We start from the raw sequence: 19309 nt of genomic DNA, 5'->3' as shown, positions 1-19309 counted from the left end.
GAAAGAAGAAAAGAAGCCGCCTCGCACTCAAGGCCACCCCGGAAGGAGCTGAAGCCTTGCGATGACAGAAAATGAAATCACTTTAGCATTGATCCAATCCTTGAAAGACGGTCGGACGCAAGATTTCCAGCACATACTCGATGAGCTGCAGCCTTACGACATCGCGGTCCAATACCGCCATCTGCCCGAAAAGCACCGTGAACGCTTCCTGCTTCATCTGACTGTCCGCCAATTGACGGAGCTCATGCAGGAGCTTCACCGGAACGACCAGGTGCGTTTGCTTGAGCGAATGTCCGTCGACCAATCAACCAAAGTGCTCGACTTGATGGACAATGACGATCTCGTCTCCCTATTGTCCGATTTAGAGCCAACGATGATCGAAGAGCTCCTGTCGCGCATGAATCGCGAGGAATCTTCCTATATCCAAAAGACGATGAATTACCCGCCGGAAACAGCGGGACGCATCATGAACAACCGCTATGTCTGGATTCCGCGCCATTACACCATCCGTGAAGCAATCGATAAAATCCGCGATTTCGCGGAAATTGCCGAGTACTTGAACTATCTATACGTCGTCGATGAAGACAAGAAACTGCTTGGGGTTGTTTCCTATAAAGATTTGATCCTCGGTGAACTCGATGAACAAATCGACGATGTCATGTATACACGCGTCGTCAAAGTCGATGCCTTGACCGACCAGGAAGAAGTAGCTGCCATTATCAGCCGTTACGACTTTATCACGTTGCCTGTCGTCGATACGGAAAACCGGCTGCTCGGCATCATCACCGTCGATGACGTCATTGATGTCGTGTTGCAGGAAGCGAATGAAGACATCGAAAAGCTTTCTGCATCCGGCAAATCGATTGATTTTCAGACACCGCCTTTTGTTGCAGCATACCGCCGTTTGCCTTGGTTGATTTTGCTGTTGTTTATCGGGCTAATCTCCGGTGGCATCATCAGCCGCTTTGAAGACACCTTGCAGACAGTGGTCGCCTTGGCGTTCTTCATGCCCATGATTGCCGGCATGACCGGCAATACCGGCACCCAGTCGCTCGCAGTCGTTGTGCGCGGGCTGGTTGGCCAAAAGCCCGACAAAAAAGGTACGTTCAAACTCATCCTGCGCGAATTATGGGTCGGCATCATCATTGGCGTCACGTGCGCCGTGTTGATTTTACTCATCGCCTATGTTTGGCAAGGCAGCCTGGTGCTCGGGCTCGTCGTCGGAAGTTCATTGCTTTTAACCTTAATCATCGGGACGCTCGCCGGTACCGTTATCCCGCTCATTCTGTACCGTCTGAAAATAGACCCGGCAGTCGCATCAGGGCCATTGATTACGACCATCAACGATATCCTTTCGTTGCTCATTTATTTTGGGCTTGCTTCGCTGTTCATCTCTCGTTTGATGTGAACAGTGTTTTTTGAGCTGTTTTCTTTATTCCGAGTAATCAACTATGTATAATAAGGGGAAACTTTATGCCATCACATTCTCGTGCTGATCGCGGCTTTTTCAGAGCCGATTGGCCATAAAAAACTCGGAGGGATTAACAATGACCATTCCAAAACCGCTCGTCCAACTCAATCAAGCTTTTCTTGTCGCCACGGTGTTAGCCGGGCTCATCGTCCACCCGCTGATTCTGCTCGTGCCTTTCGCCATTGGAGTCGTTACCTTGATCACCAAGAAAAATCCGCTTATTGCGTTCGGTCGCCGCTTTTTGCCGAATCCTCCAAACAGCTACCTGCAGGAAGATCGCGACCAGCAATTGTTCAATCAATGGATCGCCACTGTCTGCCTTGGGCTCTCCCTCCTGTTTTTCGCAGCAGGCCTGCCGATCGTCGCCACTGTTTTCGGCGCTATGGTCATTATCGCCGCTGGTGTCGCGCTCATGGGCTATTGCATCGGCTGCACCGTGCGCTACCAGCTGATGATGTGGAAACACCGCCGGGCGAAAACGGACTATTAAGGTATTTATAAATGAACAGAAAAAAGCGGAGACCGCAGTCTCCGCTTTTTTTATTTTGTTTGGCCATTGCCTTTGATGATGTATTTCGTTGAAGTCAGTGCCGGCAAGCCCATTGGCCCGCGTGCATGAAGCTTTTGCGTGCTGATGCCAATTTCGGCGCCAAAGCCGAACTCAAAGCCGTCCGTAAAGCGCGTCGACGCGTTATGATAGACCGCTGCCGCATCTACTTCCGTGAAGAATTGCTGGACGCTTTCTGCGTGTTCCGAAATGATCGCCTCAGAATGCTTCGTGCCGTACTGGTTGATATGCTTGACCACTTCATCCACGCTTCCTACCGTTTTCAGCGCGAGTTCATAAGCCAAGTACTCCGTGCCCCAATCGGCTTCTTCCGCCGGGATGATGCCGCTGCCTGATTGCTGCGCCTTTTCATCGCCGTGGATTTTCACGTCTTTTGCCTGCAAGGCTTCAATCAATTCCGGCAGGTGCTGCTCGGCCCATTTCTCATGGACGAGAATCGTTTCGCAGGAGTTGCAGACCGATGGACGCTGGGTTTTCGCGTTCAACGCGATGTTGATCGCCATATCCTTGTTCGCCGTCTCGTCGATATAGACGTGGCAATTGCCTGCGCCTGTCTCAAGTACCGGCACTGTCGAGTTCGCGACGACTGTCTTGATCAGGTTGGCGCCGCCACGCGGGATCAGTACATCCAAATAGTCGTTCAGCTTGAACATCGCAGAGGCCGCCGCACGGCTCGTATCTTCGAGCAATTGCACGGAATCCACCGGCAATTCGCTTTGTTCGAGTGCACGGTGGATGACCGAAACAATCGCTGTGTTCGAGTGGATCGCTGTCGAGCTGCCGCGCAGGACGACCGCATTGCCTGTTTTCAGGCACAGGCTCGACGCATCCACCGTGACGTTCGGGCGGGCTTCGTAAATCATGCCCACCACGCCAAGCGGCACGCGCACTTTCGTCATGTCGAGGCCATTTGGCTGCTGCCAATGCTCGAGCACTTCACCGACCGGATCGGTGAGTTTGGTCAATTGGATAAGCGCATCCGCCATATCCGCCAGGCGCCCTTCATCGAGTTTCAGGCGGTCCACGAGCGATTCACTCATGCCATTTGCGCGCCCGGCTTCAATGTCTTTCAGGTTTTCTTTTAGAATGAAATCTTTTTCAGCCATCAACTGCTGAGAGATGAGTTCTAATGCTTTATTTTTCAGGGTGGTGTCGGCTTTCGCGAGTTCCCCCGCTGCCGCTTTCGCTTTTTTCGCTTTTTGTACCAGTTCTGTCTCCAAAGCTGCTTCCTTTTGAAGAACTTCTGTCATCCAATCTTCTCCTTTCGAATTTCCGTCCCTTACGCTAATTCTTTAACAGGTTTTGCAATATATGTCCCGTCGCCGTTTCCATCCATGATCTCAACCAATTTTTCACTGCCTTCACCTGTGCCGATGAACACATCGACGCCGAAGTTATGGGCTGTTTTCGCGGCTTCCACTTTGGTCTTCATGCCGCCGGTTCCCACATCGGACCCGGCACCGGAAGCGGCTTCCATCAATTCATCCGGGATATCCTTCAGATGGGTATATCGTTCAGCGGATGGGTTGGTCTTCGGATTATCTGCATAAATGCCGTTGATATCCGTCAAAATGATCAATTGATCCGCACGGACGAGCCCGCTGACAAGGGCCGACAGCATATCGTTATCACCGAAGGTCAATTCCTCGACCGCTACCGAATCGTTTTCGTTGATGACCGGCATCATGCCGCGCTCCAGCAATTTCGAAATGGTATCGTCCGCTTTTTGGTACAAGTCTTTCGTCAACAGCAATTGTGCAGAGACGATGTCGAAATTCTTGAATTCTGTCGCGTATGCCTGCGCGAGCAGGCTCTGCCCGACGGCTGCCGCCGATTGTTTGTCGACAACCGTATCCGGACGGGATAAATAACCCATGCTTGTGCATCCGGCTGCAACAGCGCCAGATGAAATCAAGATGACGTCATGGCCTTCTTCTTTCAAGCGGGCCAGCGCGCCGACATGTTCCCGCAACTTCGTGATGGACAATTTACCGTGGCTGTCCGTCAATGAGCTGCTTCCTATTTTCACTACTATTCTTTTCTTTTCCATTGTTACAGTCACCACCCGATTTTGATTATTTAATGAGCTCTCCCATTACGATCAAAAGCGGAAGAACCCGGTCTCCGTAAAACGCTTTACAATGGCTGACTTTCGTTGTCTGATAATAAGAATTATTATGCAATCAAATGCATTTTAAGTCAACTACTAATTTCAAAAATACTTACAAAACAGTTTTTGAAACTTCATCACTTGCATAATAATGAATATTTATTCAAAAACATGCGTTTCATTATAAACCATTTAAAATTCCGGAGATGGCGGCTGCGCATTCTTCGCCAACCGGAATCCCAGCTGGCAGCTGATCGCTTGCAACGCGCCAATCATAAGTGGCAAGTGTAACATAACCAGAGGGTATTTCAAGTTCAGGGAGGGGATTTCGCCTTATGAAAGGGCTTTCATTTCAGATATAAAGTGGGTATAAAGGCATATTTAAGGATCCACAAAAGCCCGCACCCCAAGGGATACGGGCAAAACACGTACAAGTGTTGCTATTTCATTCTAAAGTACCACTGCTTCGACCGCCTTTTTTATCCAGGGGGCGCTTCACTTTCCTTGCGTTTGGCAGCACGGCGGTATCCTTGGATGATATCACTCAACGCCCCGATGATCATGATGGCCAGGATACCCCCGAAAATCCAGGTGAGTGCATTGGATCCGCCGAACGTGGCGGTGAGGAACTGCTGGAATTCAGGGTTGAGCAGTTCCGAATTGATGAAAATCAGGATGAACACGAGCACCGAAACCGTTTGAACTGCGGCATTGAATGCGGCTAACCGGTAATTCCAGTAGCCTGCGCGCCATTGCCAGATGGCGAGCGACAACTCCAAAACGATGACGAGGGCAATGAATGGCCAATACGACAACAGCACGTCCTGGTTGAACACCGCCATTTGGAAGCGCAAGCCTTCCCCATCGTCAGTGTAGATACCGAGCACTTTGTCGGCATTGAAATAGACCGTCGTCCAGATGACCATCCAGATCAAGCTGCCGAAAATCTGGCTTTTTGCCACTTGCGCCTCAACCGGCTCCAGCAGCGCTTCCTGCCCTCCCCATTCTTTCAAGTCATCAGGGGTCCACTCTTCCATCGTCAACCCGAGCGGCGTCTCCACGCCCGATTTATCCGCCCAGTCCAGAACGGCAACGACCAGTGTGATCCAAAACAAGGTCTGCATGATGGTATTGAAGATCGCGCCGATGATATTGCCGATCAACGAGACGAGTACCGATATCAGCGTCTCTTCCTGGCCGATTCCGGAGACAATGCCGACGATTGTCACGACAATGAGCGTGATGAGCACGGCAAGCGGAATGACCAGCCGCAGCAAGCGGACGTACAAGTCGAAATAGCGCGGGCCGATCAAGTAACGCCTTACTTTCCCATAATGCTCCGCCATCAGTGCCGGATGGCCGAATTCCTGAAGGACCATCCGTTCTTCGTTCTCGGTACTGTCTGCTGTAAGCCGTTCCGATAATTTGTTTCTCAAGTCTTTTTCCGCTTCCTGCCGTTTGCCTTGGGGCAGCCGTTCGAGCACTGCGCGGATATACCGTTCACTTAGCTTCATGACCCCATCTCCTTTTGAGGCAGCTTGTTATTAGCTCTATCATGAAGGATTTTTCTGGAAAAAACAATAGAGTAATTTAATTATTCAGATATCTATATGTTGTTTTGCCTTCCTCTTTCCATGGCAAAAAACCGGCTGTCGCGTACCCAGCCGGTTTTGCGTTTCTTCTATAGAAAATGGTTGGCGCTCAATCGAGTTTGATCGCCATGCTTTGCGCCGGGGCGAGCAGTTCCCCATCCGCGGCGAATAGTTTGCTCGTGGTCAATTTAAGCTCTTGTGCCCCGTCTTCCAAGATAAAACCGACGTTGCCTGATTTTACTTCTCCGGGTTTCAGCCCTTCGTTCAACGACTCCAAATACACATCGTCTTCCCAAGTCTTCACTTCGCCACTTTCTGTCTCGACCAATGCCACCGGCGCGAAATTCATTTCTTCACTGGAGGTGTTGTGGATTTCGACAAAAAACTTTGCCAGCTCGAATTCCTGGTCGTGCGTATAGGAATGGTAGAAATCGATCAGGCTATAATCCGGCGTGTACTGCAGCAGCTTCGTTTCATGGATGGTCAGCTCGATATCGCCGATTTGCACTGCCTGCGCTTCCATATTGGCCGCCAACAGCTCCAGCCCGCCTTTTGCATCACGCGCTTTCTGGCCAGGCTCCTGCAAGCGGCGGTCGTCGCTCACTTGCGGGCTGAGGACATATTGTTCCGTGTACGCGGGCGCTTCCGGCAAAGACGCCGCAGTCGCCGTGTCTTGCGCTGTCTCGTCTTGGCAGCCCCATAATAATGCCAATGGGACAAGCAGCCATGCTAATCTCGCTTTCATCCAATCCGCTCCTTGCTATCGTTTATTGTTTGTCGTCGATCGTGACATCCGCGCCCATCAAGTCGAAGATGATGCCGGCATGATCCGTATTGTCCAATTGCCCTGCAAATTTCTGGCTGGCAGGACCGTAAGCATAAACCGGCACGTCTTCCCCTGTATGGCCGCCAGTCGTCCAGCCGGTATGCGAACGTTTATCGAAAATACGCTCGATGGCATTGTCGATGTCCAAGTATTCGCCTTCGTTTGCCGCTTTTTTCACAGAAGCGATTTCTTCTTCAGTCAAGTCCAGATCGATATAGCGTTCCAATGTTTCCTCCACGCCGGCCCCTTCTGCAATTTCAGCAGCCATGAAATCCGGTGTGCGCTGTGCAGCGAGGATCGGCTCGGCGAACCAATTATAGATGCCGTCTGCTCCGATCGAGAAGCCGCCTGTCGAGTGGTCAGCTGTCGCCACGACCAATGTATTCTCATCTTGCTTGGCGAATTCGATCGCTGCCTGGAATGCACGGTCGTAATCTTCCATTTCGCTCATCGCTGCGACGATATCGTTGTCGTGCCCTGCCCAGTCGACTTGGCTGCCTTCAATCATCAGGAAGAAGCCGTCCTCGTCCTGCTTCAGGCGGTCGATTGCAGAACGCGTCATGTCTTCAAGAGACGGCACGCTGTCTTCGCGGTCGATCATTTTCGGCAAGCCGCCTTCTGCGAACAGCCCGAGCACTTGTCCATCGTCATTGGCGAGCAGCTCTTCTTTCGATGTCACATAGCCATAGCCCGATTCCTGGAACTCCTCCGTCAAATCGCGGTCCGTTCGGTCGAATAGTTTAGTGCCCCCGCCGAGTAAGACATCGATTTTATGTTCGCCGTCGATGCGCTCATCGAAATAATCATCGGCGATGGCATTCATATTGCGGCGGCTGATATCGTGGGCGCCGAATGATGCCGGTGTCGCGTGTGTGATTTCGGAACTCGCCACAAGCCCCGTTGCCTTGCCTTGTTCTTTCGCCGCTTCGAGGACGGTTTTCACTTCCGATTCATCGTTATCGACCCCGATGGCATTGTTATAGGTTTTGACGCCCGCTGCCATGGCAGTGGCGGCCGACGCCGAATCGGTGACGTTCTGGTGCGCATCTTCCGGATAGGTCATTTGCTGGCCGACCAAATACGAATCGAAAGACATGTCGTCTGCAAAGCGCGCAGATGGGTCGTCCTGCAAATAACGGTAAGCGGATGTATAGGCCGTGCCGACGCCGTCGCCGATCAGGAAGATGACATTTTTCGGCGCATCCTTATCTTTGCCGTGGCCTTTGCCTTTCCCCTTTCCTTTTCCAGGATGTTTATGTTCCTTATGTACTTCGGCTTTGCCGTTCCCGTGCGCTTCCGCAGGCGCGGACGGGGTAAAGCTCGTTACGGCGACCGCTGCCACCACGGCGGCTGGGACAAGTTTCTTCATCGATTTTCGGATCATCTGGCATTCCTCCTCGTGTTTGTTGACCACCGTTAGTGTATCGAAGGAATATTAAGGAATTGTTGAGAGCATGTATAGACTTTGTTAAGGAACAGCTATTTCCCGGGAAATAACTTCCGGGGATATTCCCAAATTAAAAACCGGCCCCCATTAAGGAAGCCGGTTGTGCGTCGATCAATCTTCGCGATCGACGAGTGATTTATTTTTCTGGAATTTGCGCAATACTTCATAGACGACCGGCACGACCACGAGTGTCAGCAAGGTCGAGGACAATAAGCCGCCGATGACGGTGATCGCCAAATCTTGGGAGACAAGGCCACCGCCTCCGCTTGAGACGGCCATTGGAATCATGGCGCCGATCGTGGCGATTGCCGTCATGAGGATCGGGCGCAGACGCGTCGCTCCTGCTTCCAGCAAGGCTTCGCGCACTGTCATGCCTTCGCGTTCCATATGGATGACGCGGTCGACCAGGACGATGGCGTTCGTCACGACAATCCCGATGAGCATGAGCAGCCCCATCATGACCGACACGGAAATCGTCTGGCCGGTTACGTACAGCCCGACAAATGCACCGATTACTGCAAATGGCAGCGAGAACAGGATGGCGAATGGCGCAAGGCCGCCGCCGAACGTCACCACCAGGATGAAGTAAACGATCGCGATTGCCGCAGCCATCGCCAAGCCGAGCTGCGTGAAGGTTTCATTGATGTCCGCCGTCACGCCGCCGGTTTCTACTGTCACGCCTGAAGGCAAGTCCAGTTCCTCTACGTTTTCCTGGACGGCCGCACTTGGCGCAGACACGTCATTGCCCGTCACCGTGCCGGAAACCGTCGCATAATAAGCACCTTCCGAACGGCTCAAGGTATTCAAGGTCGTGCCTTCTTCGACGTCGACCAATTCGCCGACAGTCATCGTGGTGCCTGCAGCGGTCGGAACCGGCGTTTCCAGAAGTTCTTCGAAAGTCGCCGCATCCTGCTGGGCTTCACGCTGGACGATGACTTCAAGTTCTCCGCCGTCCGTGTTGACCGTCGTCAGCACTTCATTTTGGCCACCGCCGGACAAAGCCACCGCGACTTGTCCCGCCGTCAGGCCGTATTGGAGAATTTCCTGCTGCTCGATACGCAACTTGTGTTCCACGTAAGGATCTTCCGCATCGGATGTCACTTCTTCCAAGCCATCGACATCGCTCATCGCGCCTTCGACTTGAGCCACGGTATCCATCAAGTCATCCAGGTCTTCGCTGTACAAGGTGTACGCGACTTCGCTCGATGCCATCATGCCGCCACCCATCATATCCTGCTCGCCCCATTCGCCCGAATGGTCGAGCCCTTCAAGGTAATCGTTGACTTCTTTGCGGGATTCCTCGAATTCCTCCACGGAAATCGAATCGTCAAAGATCAAATACACTAACGCGCCATCTCCGCCGCCCATCATCATCTGGGCCATATCGGCGTTAGCTGAATCGTTGATCGATAATTGAAGAACGTCGATGTCCTCGCGTTCAAGCAGGTCCTGCTCGACCGCTTCGATGTTCTCGACAGTCTCTTCCTGCAACTCCCCGGCTGTTGGGGAATACGTGATATACATCATTTTCTCGGTTTGCGAGCCGAGGAACGAGAAGCCGATCAATGGCGTGAGCGCCAAAGACCCTACGAGCAGCGCAACCGCGATGATCGAAGTGATCCATTTATGGTTCAAGGCTTTTTCCAGGAAGGAGCGGAACCAAAGCGCCATCTTGCCGGTTTCTTTATGCTTCGAAGCTGTTTTCTCGCCGTATAGCTTCTTCTTGAAGAAACTATGCGACATCGCCGGCACGATGCTGACCGCCACTGCAAGCGACGCAAGCAAGGCAAACGACATCGTGAGTGCGAACGGCAAGAACAATTCACCGACCATTCCGCCGACAAAGACCAGCGGCGCAAAGACCGCGATCGTCACAAGCGTCGATGACAAGATCGGCTTGAACATTTCGATTGTCGCGGATTGGATCAATTTGCGGCCGGATAATTTCTCTTCTTTCAAATGCATGCGCCGGTAGATATTCTCGACGACGACAATCGAGTCATCGATGACCCGTCCGATCGACACGGTAATGGCACCGAGCGTCATGATGTTCAAAGTGATGTCGAGCCAGTTCAACAATAATAGCGCCACAAAAATGGATACCGGGATCGAGACGATCGCAATGAGCGTCGAACGGAAATCACGCAAGAACACCAAAATGATGAGCACGGCAATCAAGCCGCCGAACAAGGCTTTTTCGACCATCGCGAAGACCGATTCCTCGATCGGTTCGCCTTGGTCAAGCGTAATGTCGACGATCAAGCCGTCCACTTCGCTTTCCAAATCCGCCATCAAGTCTTTCACTTCATTGACCACAGTGACTGTATTGGCTTCCTGGCCTTTGACGATTTGGATTGCTATGGCATCTTCGCCGTTGGTGCGGGAAATCGACTGCACTTTCCCGACCAGTTCCACATCGGCAAGTTCAGACAAAGCAACAAACGGTTCCGGATCGTCTTCAGAAGGCGTCACCGGAATCAATAATTCCTCGAACTCTTCAATAGAAGCAACCGATCCGTCGATATAGACCGCTTCTTCGCCTTCCTCAAATTCACGAAGGCCGAGCGACAGCGCAATATTGCTCGCTTCGATCATCTGCTGGATGTCCTCTTCCGTCACCTCACGGTCAGCCATCGCCGCTTCATCGTATGTCAGACGAATTTCTTCGACATGCTGTCCGGTGACAGTCGCAGAGGCGACGCCATCGATTTTCTCGATTTCCGGCAAAATCGCCTTCTGGACACGGTCCGTCAGTTCAACGATCGATTCCGTTTCACTGCTGACTGACAGCGCAACGACCGGGAACATATTGAGGCCGATCGACATGATCGACGGCGTCTCCACTTCCTCCGGCAAGCTGACGCCGTCGATTGCGGATTCGAGTTCCCGCTTTTTCTCATCCATATCGACGCCATAATCGTATTCGATCTGGATTTGGGAAACATTCGAGGAGGAGTTCGAATAAACCGCTTTGACATCCTCCAGGCTTTCGACTGCCTGTTCGACAGGTATCGAAACCTCTTCCATCACCTGTTCAGGCGCAGCGCCCGGGTAGACCCCCGAGACGATCAAGTAAGGAATCGAAATATCGGGAATCGACTCCATCTTCATTTGGGTTGTTGAATATATGCCGGCAAAGGTTACAATTAAAGTCAACAGCCACACGGCAAATTTGTTTTTCAGAACAAAACGCACTAATCCTTGCACACAACTTCTTCCTTTCTTTGACGAAATCCATTTACTATTCCATACTAATGACCAACTGGTCAAGCGTCAAACAAGTAATCTGAAAAGAGGAATCAAATATGTCAAAAAAGCAACAGATCCTGGAATCCGCACTGCAACTTTTTGCCGAAAAAGGAATTGAAGCCACGTCTGTCCAGCACATCACTCAAGCTGCGGGCATCTCGAAAGGCGCTTTCTACCTGTCTTTCCCCTCCAAAGAAACATTGATCAAGGAAATCATCGATTCATTCATGAAAAACTTTGTCGCCGATATTGACCGAGTAGTCAATAGTTTTAAGTCCCCTGACGAGAAGCTCTACCTCTTTTTTCATGCCCATCTCGCCTTGCTCGAAAAGCATGCAGATTTCGCCAAGATCTACGCGCGTGAGCCAATGCATGCCTTGAATGAGGAAATCCTGGAGAAACTCATCCATTACGACACCTGGATCGACCATTCGCTGCTGTCGTTACTGGACGAGCTTCATGGAGAGCAGCTTCGGGGCCGCCGCTATGACTTGCTCATTGCCATCAAAGGCTTCGTGCGCATTTATTCCCAGCTGGTGTTGTTCCATCCGTACCCGCACGATATTGAAAAAATCGCAGAGCTCCTCGTGGAAAAGACCAACGTGCTGGCCGCTTACTCCAATACGGCTTACCTGACGGAAGAAATGGTCGAATTGCCGATGCCAGGCCCGGAAGAAGTGACCACCGCGGAAAAATTGCTGGCGGTGATCGCCGAATTACTGGAAGACGAACAGCATCCGCCGCTCATGGCCGAATCCTTCTCGCTGCTTGCCGAAGAGCTCAAGTCGGAAACGCCAAGGCACGCCATCCTGCATGGCTTGCAGGCCAATATCTACGACTACGCTCCCGCCAAATGGCTGTCGTACCTATTGAAAAAATACGAACAGAAAAAAAGCCCAGACAATTGACGTCTGGGCTTTTTCAGAGTGTTGAAGAAGTCTATTAATTCATTACGAATTAGAATGGAATCGTTTTTTCTACATTCAACAATCAACGATCTCTTTAAGTATTTGGAGAAGTGTTCGCTCGACTCCTGTGGAATAGCGAGACGACCGAGACCCCGCAAGGCGCAAAGCGACTGAGGAGGCTTGGGCGCGAGCCCACGGAAAGCGAGCGATAAGCTTCGGAAAATACTGCTTTTTACATGCGCTGATTTAGTTGATTTCCACGGTCCAGTCCAGTGTGTCTTCGACTTTTCCTGTCTGGATGCCAGTGATCGTATCGTACAGCTTTTGAGACAATTCACCGATTTCGTGGTTGTTGATGATCATTTTCTTGCCTTGCCAATTGAGTTCGCCGACCGGGGAAATGACCGCAGCCGTCCCCGTCCCGAATGCTTCCTCGACTTTCCCTGCCTGATACGCTTCGTATAACTCGTCGATCGCGATGCGTTTTTCCGTTACCGGGATGCCCCATGAATTGAGTAATTCAATGATCGACATGCGCGTGATGCCTTTCAGGATGCTGCCATTGAGTTCAGGCGTCACGATCTCCCCATCAATTTTGAAGAAGATGTTCATGCTGCCGACTTCCTCGATATAGCGCTTCTCGACGCCATCGAGCCATAGGACGTCCGCGTTGCCTTCTTTCTTGGCATTCGCTTGTGCCTGGTAGCCGGAAGAATAGTTCCCCGCTGTTTTCGCCATTCCTGTGCCGCCTTTGACTGCGCGCGTGAACTTGTCTTCGACATGGATGACAACCGGCTGCAGTCCGCCTGGGAAATAAGAGCCGACAGGCGACAGGATCACCATGTATTTATATGTAGATGATGGCCCCACTGCCAAATTGGCGTCCGTCGAGATGATGTACGGGCGGATATAAAGCGACGTGCCCGGTGTTTTCGGCACCCAGTCTTTTTCGATCTTGATCAATTGCTTCAGGTGCTCGAGCGCCAATTCTTCGTCGATCGACGGGATGCTGAGGCGTTCGCTCGATAGGTTAAGGCGCTCGAAATTCTTCTCGGGACGGAACAGCAATACGCGCCCGTCTTCGGTGCGGTATGCTTTCATGCCTTCAAAAACCGTCTGCCCATAATGGAAAATCATAGCTGCCGGATCCAAGGAAATCGGGCCATATGGCACAATCTTCGGTTCATGCCAGCCTTTTTCCGTTTCGTATTCCATGATGTACATATGGTCAGTGAAAGTTTGGCCGAATGGAAGCTGGTCTTGCGCCGGCTTGTCTTTCTTCGCAGTATTCTCGATTACTTCCAATTGATAAGTCGTCATGGTCATTTCTCCTTCTGTGCAGCAATAGTATTTTCACGATTTCGAATAATTATACACATCATTGCTCAAGCTGAAAAGAGCGTTTCGAAAATTCCCTAAATATCGGCCCATCGGCTCAGCGGATCAACTCCATGAAATGCATGAGAATTTTCGCGGTCAAGCCCCAAATGACACGGTCTTCATATAAATAGAAAAACTCATCCACTTGGCGCGCACGCCAGTTGTAGTTCTCGCCTCCGGCAATCAAATCGTACGGGAAACTTTCCTCCGGCTGGATATCGAAATCGATGCGGTATACGCGCGGTTCGTTTTCCAGGAAGAACTTCAGCGGCACCGTGAAAACACTGTCGACTTCCGGCGGGTTCGGTTCAAAATCCGTTTCAGGATCGATAAAGCCCGCAAACGAATAAACGATCATGCCAAATGGCGAGACGATGTAATCAAGCGGAAACACATTGCTGATCGCTTCTTTGCGGATGCCCAGCTCTTCCATCGTCTCACGCAAGGCCGTCTCTTCTTCATCTTCATCCCTGCGGTCGATCCGCCCTCCCGGAAAACAAATCTCCCCCGGCTGACGCCTCATTTCAAACGACCGCACTTCAAACAGGATATGGACGCCGTCTTCTTTTTCGATTAACGGGAGAAGAATGGCGAATTTCGAGAAATCCCGGTTGCCGAGTACTTCAGGCACCCGCCCTTTGACTTTTTCCAAAATCTTTTCCGGTTCCATGCCATCACCTCGATTTCCTTTCTTCCTATCTTACCAAATAATCGAAGCGCCCGGCTTTTCAACCGCTCCGGGAAAACGAATAAGCCGAACTTCCCCGCGGCTTATTGGCGAAGATATGGCGCCTCCGCTACAATGGGAGCGGAGGGGATAACCGTGAACCGAAAAACTTACATCGACAACGATTCCTATACAGCGGGCATAACCATAAAAGACCCGCAGGCAAACGATGACAATAACCTGGCGCTCCACGCAGGAAATAAGCGCAAACATTCGCTGGCCAACCGGGAAGCCTTGCTTTCCTCGCTCGGCTACACGCTTGATGAACTCGTCTGTGCCAAACAGACCCACAGCAACCATTTCCGAAAAGTATCGCATGCGGACGGAGGCAAGGGGGCCCGGACGATGGAAGATGCGATTCAAGACACCGACGCGCTCTATACACGTGAACGGGGGCTCGTCCTGGGAAGCTTCACTGCCGATTGTGTGCCGGTGACGTTCAACCACGTAACGGAAGGGTTGATTGGTGCCGTGCATTCCGGCTGGCAAGGCACCGTGAAAGAACTCGTGCCGCACTTATTTGCCCATTTAATTGCCAATGAAAGCTGCGCTCCGGAAGGATTCCGGGTCCAAATCGGCATGGCGCTCAGCCAGGGGAAATTCGAAGTGGACGAAGACGTCTACGTAAAATTCAAAGCGCTCGGCTATGCCAGCCCGTTCATCGAATTCAATGAAGAAACGGGAAAATACCATATCGACAACCAGCTCACCGTCAAAACCCAGCTGGAACGTGCCGGCATCCCTGCCGAACACATCGACGTCGACCGGAACTGCACATTCAAAAGTCCCGACGGCTTCTCCTACCGCGAAGACAGACAATGCGGCCGCCATATGGCTTACATCGTTAAGAAATGACAAAAAGCTCTTCCGCGTAGGGAGAGCTTTTTGTGTGTTTAGAGTATGTGCGATAGCTAAACTTTTTTGTTTTGTGAGCAGCAACTGTTTATTCATCATATAAATAGTCGCAGCCTCGCTTGGGGTTGAGCTTTCGCAATGAGCCAGAAACCCGCTGTCTCATTACTTCGCTTCACCCCTATGCGCGAGACTGCTTTTTGATTTCGTTGGATTCAACATGCAACAAAGGAACCGCTTCTTTGCTGTTCACATGCCGGAACGAAGCTTAGCAGAAAAAGTAAGCGGTAATTATCGCTTTACTGTCGAAAAAGCAGTTGATGAATTTTCTTTATAACTCCTGAAAGCTAGGAACCTTTTCACTGCCTGTAAAACAAAGGGGTAAGCACCAGAAAATTCGATTTCCAACGAAGCGCAATCTCAGATGATTGTCTATATTTCATTCAAATCATCAAAATCTCCCGGATGTCCTCTTCACTCATCGACTGCACGGCTTCTGAACCGGATTGGATCATCTCATCCACCAAATCCTGCTTGCGCAGCTGCAGGTCGTACATCTTCTCTTCGATAGTCCCTTTCGCCACCAGCCGCAGCACCTGCACTTCCCGCTTCTGCCCCATCCGGTGCGCACGGTCCGCCGCCTGCTGTTCTACAGCCGGGTTCCACCACAAGTCATACAAGATGACCGTATCGGCCCCCGTCAAATTGAGCCCGGTTCCACCTGCTTTCAAGGAAATCAAGAACAAGTCCTCTTCGCCTTCATTAAAGCGATCGCATAATTCCACACGCTCTTTCGGCGGCGTCGAGCCATCCAAATAGAAATAAGACCTTCCTGAGCGCAAAAGCGACTGCCCGATGATGTTGAGCATGCCCGTGAACTGGGAGAACACCAATACGCGGCGGCCGGTCAGGCGCGCCTCTTCCAAAATTTCCAGCAATTGCTCGAATTTCGCCGAGCCGCCTGAGTAGTCTTCCACAAACAATGACGGATGGCAGCACAATTGCCGCAAGCGCGTGAGTCCCGCAAGAATGCGGATGCGGTTCTTGCGCATGCTGTGGTCGCGCAGATGCTTCAAGGCTTCGTGGCGCAGTTCCGTCAAATACGCCGTGTACAGTTTCTTCTGTTCTTCGTGGAGCTCGGAATGCTCGATGCGTTCAATCTTTTGCGGTACTTCCCCGAGCACTTCGGCTTTCGTCCGGCGCAGCAGGAACGGCCGTACGCGCTTCGCGATATCCGCGTTGCGCAGTTCCGCGAATTGGCTGCGGTCCGGAAGCAGCACCGGGAAGACGACGTTGAAAATCGACCATAATTCATCGAGCGAGTTTTCGATCGGCGTCCCGGTGAGCGCGAAACGATGCCGGGCGTCTAGTTCTTTCACGGCTTTCGCGGTTTGCGTCGCTGGATTTTTGAAGGCTTGCGCTTCATCGAAGAAAATCGTATGGAAGGTCCAGCCTTTATACGCCCCCCGGTCCATCCGCAGCGCCGGATAGGATGTGATGTACACATCCCCCGGCTTTTTCAAGGATTGTGCCCGCTTTGCTTTCGGGCCGTCGACGATGACCGTGCGGATCCCCGGTGCAAAGCGCTCGAATTCGGCTTGCCAATTGTACATGAGCGAAGAAGGCGCAACGATCAGCGCCGGCTCATCGCTCATGCGGATGTCTTCCAGCACCGATTGCACGAATGCGATGCTCTGGACAGTCTTGCCGAGCCCCATCTCATCCGCCAATATGCCGCCGAACCCGTATTTCGCAAGCAAACGGAACCAGCTGAAGCCGCGCTTTTGGTAATCACGCAAAACAGCTTCAAAATGCGCCGGCAATTGTTCTGCTTGCGCCCATGGATGGTGCAGCTCTTTCAGCAAGCGCGCAAATTCCGTCCCGGTCTCCGATAACTCGTGCTCTTCGAGGCTCCCGGCGAGCCGCATGCCTTCCAGCAGCGGAATGCGCTGGACGCGCTCAAAATTATCTTCATCGATGTTCATGGCAGCCAAATACTCCTCAAACGCTGCCATACCCGGGGTTTCAAGCGACATTAACGTACCGTTAGGGATGCGGAAATAGCGCTTTTTCTCCCGGATGGCACGGATGATCCCACGCAATTCTTCTTCCGGTATGCCTCCCAGATCAAAGCGGAACTCCAGCCAATCGGTTCGGTCTTTCGGCAAATTGACGCGGATTTTCGGCCCTGGCAAAGTTTTCTGGATGCGCATTTTCACTGAAGTCGTCGCATAGACCTCGAGCCATTCTTCGAGCAGCGGCACCGTATCATAGAGAAAATCGTATTCCGCTTCCTCATCCTGCAAGTAAAAGCCGCCGTCCGTCTTCGTCAGCCCTCCCGACTCCATCAACTCCATGATGGCCCGTTCCTTGTCGAGCTGGCGGAACACGCCGGGGTACTGCCGGTATGTTCCTTCCGGCTCTTCGCACGGATTGATGACCAATTGGCCGTAATGAAATTCAATCCCTGCGAGCAATCGGCTGCGCACGCGGTCGAGATACAGTTTCGCGCGTAGCGGCGTTTCCCCGATTTTCTCAATCGCCTGTTCAGTCACGATGACCGGCCCGAGCTTTTCCAGCCCCGGCAAGACAGTCTTCATCATATGGGCGACTCGGCTCTCGTCGATCGGCAGCTCTTCGCCTGCCCCTTGCATCAATTCTTGCAAGCCTGACAAACGCTTCATATCGGCTGCGGCAGGCTGGACAATCGATTCTTCCGTCAGGGCGACACCGTATTTCGGAAAGATTTCCAGTCGCTCCAACCCCCGGACAATCAAGCGGTATCCGCCCTTGCCATGATCCAGTCGAAACGACACCGGCAATGTATCCGTCACGTGAAACGGCAGCACTTCCCCGAATGGATTCTCGAATTTGGCATGCGCCATCTCGCGAAGCACCGGAGACAAACGCTCCCAATCGCTTGCGGACACAATCCATTTCCCCTCTTCATCCTGCTGCGGGTTGCTTTTATCGAGTACTTGCAGCAGCTCCAGGGCCGGCTGTTCGAGCGCATGGCGGCCTGGGTCGTACGGAATCGCCGCGGTCTCTTCGTAGTGGCCGTTCGACAGGGCCGATACGAAGCGCAGGGGATCCCGGACATTTTTCAGGATGGCCGTGCCGCTTCTGAACGTCAGCGCCAATTGCCCTTTGCCGCCGCTGCGTACAGTGGCTTCGACGTGATACGGCACGCGCCGGTCGAACCGGTGCAAACGGGCAGAAGGCTTATCGTCTTCATCAAACAAGCCGAACATCCGCTCAGCCAGCGGGCGCTCCCGCTGGCCGAGTTCTTCTGCGGCGATCATCACTGCTGCAATGTGATGGCAATAGGTATGGATGAACCCGACAGGCGGGCAGCTGCATTCCGCCTGGATCGTACCGGCTTGTGAGCGGGCCAGCTTGACGTGGAATGAACTGCGCCCTTCGACGACGGCTGTTATGGACTGGTCGTTGGCTTCTGTGATGCGGACTTTCCCGGCCATTTGAAATGCCTGGCCTTTTTTATAGGCAGCCTGGCCGCATAGTTTGCGGATGTGTTTATCGCTGATCCAAAATTCCATAGCGGCCCCTTTCTTCTGCGTGATGATGTCATGCTTCCATTATCCGGCATGCGGCAATCGTCTTCAAGCGGATGAGCTTTACACAGGAAGTGCTTTCGACTTATAATAAACTTAATTTTCAGATATTAATCGACAGCTTGATTCCAAGGGGGGATATCAATGGCTCGCGCCCATCAAAGCATCTTCATCCAAGCGCCGATCGACGAAGTGTTCCAGTTCGCCAAGAAGCCCGGGAACTGGACGAGTTTCTACAATCATTTATCGAAACCGGAAAGAATCGACGGAACCGGCGAAGCAGGCACTGAAGTCGAGACGGTGTTTTCCATCGTCGGCTTGCGCTTCCCCGTCACGATCAATGTAATCCGCTGTGAACGCAGCGGTGATGAAGGGTTTTGGGAAGGCATCATCACGGGCAGCTTCACTGCCCATCAAAAGAGCCATTACCGCTCAATGGACGGCGGAACGGAAGCCGTCTTCGAACTGGAAATCGACTTGCCGCACAGCGCTTTCGACCGTTTCACCGAGCGCCTCGTCTATGACCGGCTGGAGCGGAACACCCTTCGCCACACGCTTGAAAACCTTAAAGCGGCCTGTGAATTGGGCCGTTAAAATCTAGTTGCCG

The 19309-nt window shown here is 52.2% G+C and carries 13 protein-coding genes and 1 pseudogene; 5 read left to right on the top strand and 9 right to left on the bottom strand.

Annotated elements, in window-relative coordinates; translation table 11 throughout:
* Nucleotides 1-61 precede the first annotated feature (61 nt).
* Complete coding sequence (gene mgtE, locus DP119_RS12035) at nucleotides 62-1408, top strand: magnesium transporter (protein ID WP_112233410.1); 1347 nt, start codon at nucleotides 62-64, stop codon at nucleotides 1406-1408.
* A 139-nt stretch (nucleotides 1409-1547) separates the two neighbouring features.
* Complete coding sequence (locus DP119_RS12030; RefSeq protein WP_101192015.1) at nucleotides 1548-1961, top strand: DUF4395 domain-containing protein; 414 nt, start codon at nucleotides 1548-1550, stop codon at nucleotides 1959-1961.
* Between the two features lie 50 nt (nucleotides 1962-2011).
* On the opposite strand, the gene DP119_RS12025 is transcribed toward DP119_RS12030, so the two are convergent.
* From DP119_RS12025 to DP119_RS12000, 6 genes and pseudogenes are all read right to left on the bottom strand, one after another.
* The gene (locus tag DP119_RS12025; RefSeq protein ID WP_112233409.1) at nucleotides 2012-3289 is read right to left on the bottom strand and encodes a glutamate-5-semialdehyde dehydrogenase; all 1278 of its coding nucleotides are present in this window, start codon (nucleotides 3287-3289) and stop codon (nucleotides 2012-2014) included.
* 35 nt (nucleotides 3290-3324) lie between these two features.
* Nucleotides 3325-4089: pseudogene (gene proB / locus DP119_RS12020) on the bottom strand (glutamate 5-kinase); the annotation flags it as partial.
* Between the two features lie 539 nt (nucleotides 4090-4628).
* On the bottom strand, nucleotides 4629-5663 hold the full coding sequence (locus DP119_RS12015) for a hypothetical protein (protein WP_112233407.1): 1035 nt from the start codon (nucleotides 5661-5663) through the stop codon (nucleotides 4629-4631).
* Nucleotides 5664-5850: 187 nt separating this feature from the next.
* Nucleotides 5851-6486: a DUF4352 domain-containing protein gene (locus DP119_RS12010; protein ID WP_112233406.1), complete on the bottom strand. Its 636-nt coding sequence runs from the start codon at nucleotides 6484-6486 to the stop codon at nucleotides 5851-5853.
* Nucleotides 6487-6508: 22 nt separating this feature from the next.
* On the bottom strand, nucleotides 6509-7951 hold the full coding sequence (locus DP119_RS12005; RefSeq protein ID WP_112233405.1) for an alkaline phosphatase: 1443 nt from the start codon (nucleotides 7949-7951) through the stop codon (nucleotides 6509-6511).
* Nucleotides 7952-8125: 174 nt separating this feature from the next.
* The gene (locus DP119_RS12000) at nucleotides 8126-11221 is read right to left on the bottom strand and encodes an efflux RND transporter permease subunit (RefSeq protein WP_112233404.1); all 3096 of its coding nucleotides are present in this window, start codon (nucleotides 11219-11221) and stop codon (nucleotides 8126-8128) included.
* A 98-nt stretch (nucleotides 11222-11319) separates the two neighbouring features.
* Between DP119_RS12000 and DP119_RS11995 the strand changes: the two genes are divergently transcribed.
* Nucleotides 11320-12171, top strand: a complete 852-nt coding sequence (locus tag DP119_RS11995; protein ID WP_112233403.1) for a TetR/AcrR family transcriptional regulator — start codon at nucleotides 11320-11322, stop codon at nucleotides 12169-12171.
* Between the two features lie 246 nt (nucleotides 12172-12417).
* Here DP119_RS11995 and DP119_RS11990 read toward each other — a convergent pair whose 3' ends face one another.
* Complete coding sequence (locus DP119_RS11990; RefSeq protein WP_112233402.1) at nucleotides 12418-13491, bottom strand: branched-chain amino acid aminotransferase; 1074 nt, start codon at nucleotides 13489-13491, stop codon at nucleotides 12418-12420.
* A 115-nt stretch (nucleotides 13492-13606) separates the two neighbouring features.
* Complete coding sequence (locus tag DP119_RS11985) at nucleotides 13607-14221, bottom strand: NUDIX hydrolase (protein ID WP_112233401.1); 615 nt, start codon at nucleotides 14219-14221, stop codon at nucleotides 13607-13609.
* Nucleotides 14222-14374: 153 nt separating this feature from the next.
* Between DP119_RS11985 and DP119_RS11980 the strand changes: the two genes are divergently transcribed.
* The gene (locus DP119_RS11980; protein ID WP_112233400.1) at nucleotides 14375-15133 is read left to right on the top strand and encodes a purine nucleoside phosphorylase YfiH/LACC1 family protein; all 759 of its coding nucleotides are present in this window, start codon (nucleotides 14375-14377) and stop codon (nucleotides 15131-15133) included.
* A 440-nt stretch (nucleotides 15134-15573) separates the two neighbouring features.
* Here DP119_RS11980 and DP119_RS11975 read toward each other — a convergent pair whose 3' ends face one another.
* Nucleotides 15574-18687, bottom strand: a complete 3114-nt coding sequence (locus tag DP119_RS11975) for a DEAD/DEAH box helicase (RefSeq protein WP_112233399.1) — start codon at nucleotides 18685-18687, stop codon at nucleotides 15574-15576.
* Between the two features lie 159 nt (nucleotides 18688-18846).
* Here DP119_RS11975 and DP119_RS11970 point away from each other — a divergent pair, with 159 nt between their 5' ends.
* Nucleotides 18847-19296, top strand: a complete 450-nt coding sequence (locus DP119_RS11970) for an SRPBCC family protein (protein ID WP_112233398.1) — start codon at nucleotides 18847-18849, stop codon at nucleotides 19294-19296.
* Nucleotides 19297-19309 lie beyond the last annotated feature (13 nt).

Source organism: Planococcus maitriensis (genome assembly GCF_003289925.1).
GTDB lineage: Bacteria > Bacillota > Bacilli > Bacillales_A > Planococcaceae > Planococcus > Planococcus maitriensis.
The sequence above is the reverse complement of the archived record's forward strand: the minus strand, read 5'-3'. Positions and strand labels throughout refer to the sequence as shown.

Coding starts and splice junctions, on each gene's coding strand:
- mgtE (WP_112233410.1), top strand. CDS start 62: ATGACAGAAAATGAAATCACTTTAGCATTGATCCAATCCTTGAAAGAC.
- DP119_RS12030 (WP_101192015.1), top strand. CDS start 1,548: ATGACCATTCCAAAACCGCTCGTCCAACTCAATCAAGCTTTTCTTGTC.
- DP119_RS12025 (WP_112233409.1), bottom strand. CDS start 3,289: ATGACAGAAGTTCTTCAAAAGGAAGCAGCTTTGGAGACAGAACTGGTA.
- DP119_RS12015 (WP_112233407.1), bottom strand. CDS start 5,663: ATGAAGCTAAGTGAACGGTATATCCGCGCAGTGCTCGAACGGCTGCCC.
- DP119_RS12010 (WP_112233406.1), bottom strand. CDS start 6,486: ATGAAAGCGAGATTAGCATGGCTGCTTGTCCCATTGGCATTATTATGG.
- DP119_RS12005 (WP_112233405.1), bottom strand. CDS start 7,951: ATGATCCGAAAATCGATGAAGAAACTTGTCCCAGCCGCCGTGGTGGCA.
- DP119_RS11995 (WP_112233403.1), top strand. CDS start 11,320: ATGTCAAAAAAGCAACAGATCCTGGAATCCGCACTGCAACTTTTTGCC.
- DP119_RS11990 (WP_112233402.1), bottom strand. CDS start 13,491: ATGACGACTTATCAATTGGAAGTAATCGAGAATACTGCGAAGAAAGAC.
- DP119_RS11985 (WP_112233401.1), bottom strand. CDS start 14,221: ATGGAACCGGAAAAGATTTTGGAAAAAGTCAAAGGGCGGGTGCCTGAA.
- DP119_RS11975 (WP_112233399.1), bottom strand. CDS start 18,687: ATGGAATTTTGGATCAGCGATAAACACATCCGCAAACTATGCGGCCAG.
- DP119_RS11970 (WP_112233398.1), top strand. CDS start 18,847: ATGGCTCGCGCCCATCAAAGCATCTTCATCCAAGCGCCGATCGACGAA.